Here is a 5145-nt window from a genome sequence, read left to right on the forward strand (position 1 = left end):
CGTCGCCATTGTAGAGATAGGCGTTGTAGACGTTGCCCGATGCGTAATGGCCGTTACCGAGATAGGCCAATTGCACGGAGGAGAACACCGATGCCGCGCCGGGATTGAGGTTGATGCTCAGGTTCGTCGTGTAATTCGAGAGATCATAGGTATCGACGCCGCCTCCATCCCAGACGGTTTCGTAGATGCGATTGGCCGAGCCGCCGACGCCGCCGCCCGGCGCGAGCTGCCCGACGCCGTTGATGAATTGCTGGCCGGTGGTCGCATTCCACGTGTAGACGGTGTTGCCGCTCTGCGTCGTGTAGTCCGCGCCGTACATCGTCTGGAGCGCAAGGATATCGTTCGCCATGTAGGTCTGCGAATATCCGTAGGCTTCGTTGGTGTAGCCGCCCGTGGTCGAAGCACCGACATAGCTGCGATAGCTCATGACGGTGTATTCGCTGCTGTCGTGCGCGCTCGGCACCGCCACGTTGCCGGGGCCGCCGGCCTCCTGGCTGTGCTTCAGGCCAAGGGCGTGGCCGAGTTCGTGCAGGGCAGTGGTGAAGTAATAGTTGCCGAGCTTGGCCAGCGAGAAATTGTATTGAGTCCCGAACCAGATGTCGCCGCCGGGCGCATAATTGCCGGGGTAGTAGGCATAAGCGGTCGGGTTTGCGGCCGGCGACTGCGCAATCATGAGGTCGGCGCCGTTCGTGCCCGCATTTTGGATGTTGGCGTTGGTGTAGCCGAGGATCAATCCGACGGCATAGTTGATCGCCGCCTGGATCTGCGTGGGTACCGAGGCAAAGCCCGAAGTGGTCGGCTCGCCGCTGCCGCCGGAGTAAGGGTTCGAAAAGTCGCCGGGCGCGTCGGGGAAGCTGTAGGTGATCGTGCCTGACCATTTGTAGCCGGATAGCAGACCGTCGATCTCGGCGTTGTTGGTGGCACTGACATAGACAGCGGTGGCCAATTGACCCTCCAGAGCGACGCATCGGGCGTGATTCGCCGGGACGGCATATGATTCAAGCTTGAGAGTTAAACGTTTGGTGTATTTGGGCGGCGCCGCCTGCCTCTTTCCTAAGGCTTGGTTAGCCATCAAATCCCGTAGTCATACGGGGCACGAACGACGGCCGCTGTTCACCTGGCATCCGTAATATTGCAGGGGCATGAAACGAAGTCCTTTCCCGGCCGGCCTGCTTGGCGTCCTGATCGCGTTCGGCGGGCCGGACCATCAACCCTTCGGAGGACTGCCAGCCATGGCACAGAAAGCCAATGCGGATGTCGAAGGGAGCGAGAGCCGCAAGGCGGAACGCGCGCCCTCCATGCCAATGGCGCGCGATCCTGCCGCTGCGGTGAGGGAGGAATACGAAGCCGCTCGCCGGAAGGGGACGCGGGAGGCCTTCGAGCTCTTCATTGCGCGCCACGGCGACGACCCGTTGGCCGAGCAGGCCCGCGCGGAATTGAAGCGCCTGTCGCGCTGATCTCGGGCGCCGTGCAGGCACGGCGTTTCGGCAGACGGCGTCGGCGTCGGCCCGGCTTGCCGCATGGTCTTTGGGCACTATGGTTGTCCAGCAATCTGTCCCGGAGCCTTTCACGATGCCCTTTCCGCATGCCTCGGAAGCCCTGTCACGCTTCACCGTGCTCGACCTGACCCGCGTCCGCTCCGGGCCGACCTGCGTGCGGCAGCTCGCGGACTGGGGCGCCAACGTGGTCAAGATCGACGCGCTGACCGAAGATGCCGGCGGCGAGCAGCCGGGCGGCCCGCGGCACGGGTCCGACTTCCAGAATTTGCACCGCAACAAGCGGGCGATGACGCTGAACCTGAAGGACGAACGCGGGCTTGCGGTGTTCAAGCGCCTCGCCGCCAAGGCCGACGTCGTGGTCGAAAATTTCCGGCCCGACGTGAAGAAGAAGCTCGGCATCGACTATGACAGCCTCGCCGCGATCAACCCCCGCATCGTCTATGGCAGCATCTCCGGCTTCGGCCAGGACGGCCCCTACCACAAGCGGCCCGGCTTCGATCAGATCGCGCAAGGCATGGGCGGCCTGATGTCGATCACCGGCGCGCCGGGCGAAGGCCCGATGCGGGTCGGCATTCCCGTCGCCGACCTCAGCGCCGGCCTGTTCTGCGCCATGGGCATCCTCACCGCGCTGCTCGAGCGCGAGGTCTCGGGCAAGGGACAGTGGGTGCAGACGTCCCTGCTCCAGGCCCAGATATTCATGCTGGATTTCCAGGCCGCGCGCTGGCTGATGGAGAAAGAGGTCGCAAAGCAAGCCGGCAACAACCACCCGACCAGCATCCCAACCGGCGTGTTCAAGACCTCGGACGGCTACATCAACATTGCCACCACGGGCGGGCGGATCTGGGAGCGCTGCGCCCAAGCGATCGGCGCACCGGAACTCTATGCCCACCCCGACTATGCGACCGCCCCTGCCCGCTCCAGGAACCGCGATGCGCTGAACGCGGAGATCGAGAAGCGCACGGTGTCGAAGTCGACCGAGACCTGGGTCCGCGAGTTCAACGAGGCCGGCGTGCCGTGCGGCCCGATCTATGCGATCGACCAGGTGTTCGAGGACGCGCAGGTCAAGCATCTCGGCATTGCGCAGGACGTGCCGACTGACGATGGCCGGCATATCCAATTGATCGGCCAGCCCGTGACGCTGTCGCGCACGCCCAGCAGGATGGCGGCGCGGCCGCCGGAATTCGGCGAGCAGACCGACGAGGTGCTGAAGGAGTTCGGCTTCGCCGCCGACGAGATTGCTGGGCTCAGGGACGCCAAGGTGGTGTGAAGGTCACTGCGCCCCGTCTGCAACGACAAAGCCCGGCGTGAGCCGGGCTTTGCTGCTTGTTGACGCCTTGTTAATCTTAGTATCTGGCCACCACCGGGCCACCGAACTGATAGTTGATGCCGGCGCGCAGGATGTGATCGGTGAAGCGCGACGACACGTTGGCGCTGATTGCAGCGGCCGGTGCGAGCGTGAACGGACCGGACGAGAAGCGCCCGAGGTCCATGTAGAGATATTCGAGCTTGGCGCTCCAGTTCTGCGTGATCTTGCCTTCGACACCCGCGCCAACGGTCCAGCCGGCGCGCGTCGTCGAGTTTGAACCGACCGAGGCGATCGCCACACCCGCGGGGGTGAAGCCGGTCATGGTGCCCGTGGTCTTGATCTCGCCGAAGGCCAAACCGCCGGTGCCGTAGAACAGCACCTTGGGGGTCGCCAGGATGCCGACCCGGCCGCGAAGCGTGCCGAACCATTGAAGATGCTGATCGACCGTCAGGGTGGTGCCGGCGAGACCGCCAGGGGGGAGGAACGTCAGGCCGGGAAGGCATGGCCCGGCGGCAGGCGCGACGCCCACGCAGCTGAAGGTCGCGCGGCCCTTTTCGTCGGACCAGTTCAGGTCACCCTCGATGCCGTATACCCAATTGGCGCTCTGCCAGTTGTAGCCCGCTTGGCCGCCGGCAACAGCACCGTTCATGTCGAACCTGCCGCTGGTGAGGGATCCGGCCGGAGGCGCGATCGGTGCACCCGTGACCGAGCTGAAATAGGAAACGTCGGTACGCGAGCGACCCCAGCTGTATCCGCCGTTGGCGCCGATATAGAAGCCGGTCCAGCTCCAGACCGGCTCGACGATCGGCGCCTTGACATAGGGTTTTGCCGCGAGATCGGCGGCCAGCGCACCCGTCGCAAACAGCGACATCGCCGCCGCCATTCCAATCACTATCCGCTTCATGGAGAATCCCCCTTGCACGATCTTGTGATCGAAATATACGCGCCCACCTGCCCAATGGCTGTGCCGCAGCGGCAACATTCAGCAACATTCGCGTTCGGGGTAGTGATCGAACAGGAACGCCACCTTCTGCCTTAAGCGATTGATGTAGAAAAGAATTTCGCGCACGCCTCAGCCGGATGTCGCCCTGGTCTTATGCGTCAATCCGACACGGGCGAACAAATGGTCGATCACGGGCCAGAACAGCAGAATAATCGCCAGGGTTGTGATCGAGCCGACCAGGGGGTTCGACCAGAACACCTTCAGCGTCCCGCCGGAGCCGATCATCGACAGGCGGAAGGCATCCTCGGCGCGGTTGCCGAGCACGAGCGCGAGCGTAAACGGCGCCAATGGAATGCCGATCTTCTTGAAGACGTAACCGACCACGCCGAAGCCGAGCATCAGCCAGATGTCGAACATCGCGTTCTGAATCGCGTAGGCGCCGATCGCGCAGGACACCACGATCATCGGCGCCACCGCGGCGAACGGCACGCGCAGGATCGAGGCGAAGATCGGCACCGTCGTCAACACCAGCACGAGGCCGACCACGTTGCCGAGATACATCGAGGCGATCAAGCCCCAGACGAAATCCTTGTGCTCGACGAACAGCAGCGGCCCCGGATTGAGGCCCCACACCATGAGGCCGCCGAGCAGGATCGCGGCGGTGCCGGAGCCGGGAATGCCGAGCGCCAGCATCGGCAGCAGCGCCGAGGTACCGGAGGCATGCGCCGCCGTCTCCGGCGCGAACACGCCTTCGATGCGGCCCTTGCCGAAACTGCCAGGGTCCTTGGCGAAGCGCTTGGCGAGGTTGTAGCCCATGAAGGAGGCCGCGATCGCGCCGCCCGGGGTGATGCCGAGCCAGCAGCCGATGAAGGAGGAACGCAGCAAGGTCACCCAGTATTTCGGCAGGTCCTTCCAGACGCCGAGCACGACGCGCAGCGAGATGCCCGCAGCATGTCCGCGCAGCGCCAGGCGCTCCTCCATCGTCAGCAGGATTTCGCTGATGCCGAACAGGCCGATGACGGCGACCAGGAAGTTGATGCCGCGGAGCAGCTCCGGCGAGCCGAAGGTCATGCGCAGGTTGCCCGATACGGTATCCATGCCGATGCCGGCGAGCAGCAGGCCCAGCGACATCGAGATGACGGTCTTGTGCTTGGCCTCGCGCCCCAGGCCGACGAAGGAGCAGAAGGTGAGCAAATACACCGCGAAGAACTCGGGCGGCCCGAATTTCAGGGCAAAGGACGAGATCATCGGCGCAAGGAACGTGATCAGCAGCACCGCCACCAGCGAGCCGATGAATGAGGACGTGAACGCCGCGGTCAGCGCCTCCGCCGCCCTGCCCTGCTGCGCCATCGGATAGCCGTCGAAGGTGGTCGCGACCGACCAGGCTTCGCCCGGAA

General features: G+C 64.3%; 5 protein-coding genes. 2 read left to right on the plus strand and 3 right to left on the minus strand.

The features are described from left to right. Positions 1–946 (minus strand): M10 family metallopeptidase (locus tag JHD07_RS32230; protein ID WP_291629479.1); only part of this gene is annotated, 946 nt, incomplete at its 3' end. 196 nt (positions 947–1142) lie between these two features. Here JHD07_RS32230 and JHD07_RS32235 point away from each other — a divergent pair. After that, positions 1143–1457 (plus strand): hypothetical protein, encoded by a 315-nt coding sequence (locus tag JHD07_RS32235; RefSeq protein ID WP_291629481.1) that lies wholly within the window; start codon positions 1143–1145, stop codon positions 1455–1457. Between the two features lie 115 nt (positions 1458–1572). Further along, positions 1573–2766, plus strand: a complete 1194-nt coding sequence (locus tag JHD07_RS32240; protein WP_291629482.1) for a CoA transferase — start codon at positions 1573–1575, stop codon at positions 2764–2766. 76 nt (positions 2767–2842) lie between these two features. Here the strand turns inward: JHD07_RS32240 and JHD07_RS32245 are convergent, their stop codons facing one another. Both JHD07_RS32245 and JHD07_RS32250 read right to left on the minus strand, forming a co-directional pair. After that, positions 2843–3709, minus strand: coding sequence for an outer membrane protein (locus JHD07_RS32245; RefSeq protein ID WP_291629483.1), 867 nt, complete (start codon positions 3707–3709; stop codon positions 2843–2845). A 168-nt stretch (positions 3710–3877) separates the two neighbouring features. Further along, positions 3878–5145: tripartite tricarboxylate transporter permease (locus JHD07_RS32250; RefSeq protein ID WP_291629484.1), on the minus strand; the 1268-nt coding region annotated here is incomplete at its 5' end.

This window comes from Bradyrhizobium sp. (assembly GCF_016462955.1).
GTDB lineage: Bacteria > Pseudomonadota > Alphaproteobacteria > Rhizobiales > Xanthobacteraceae > Bradyrhizobium.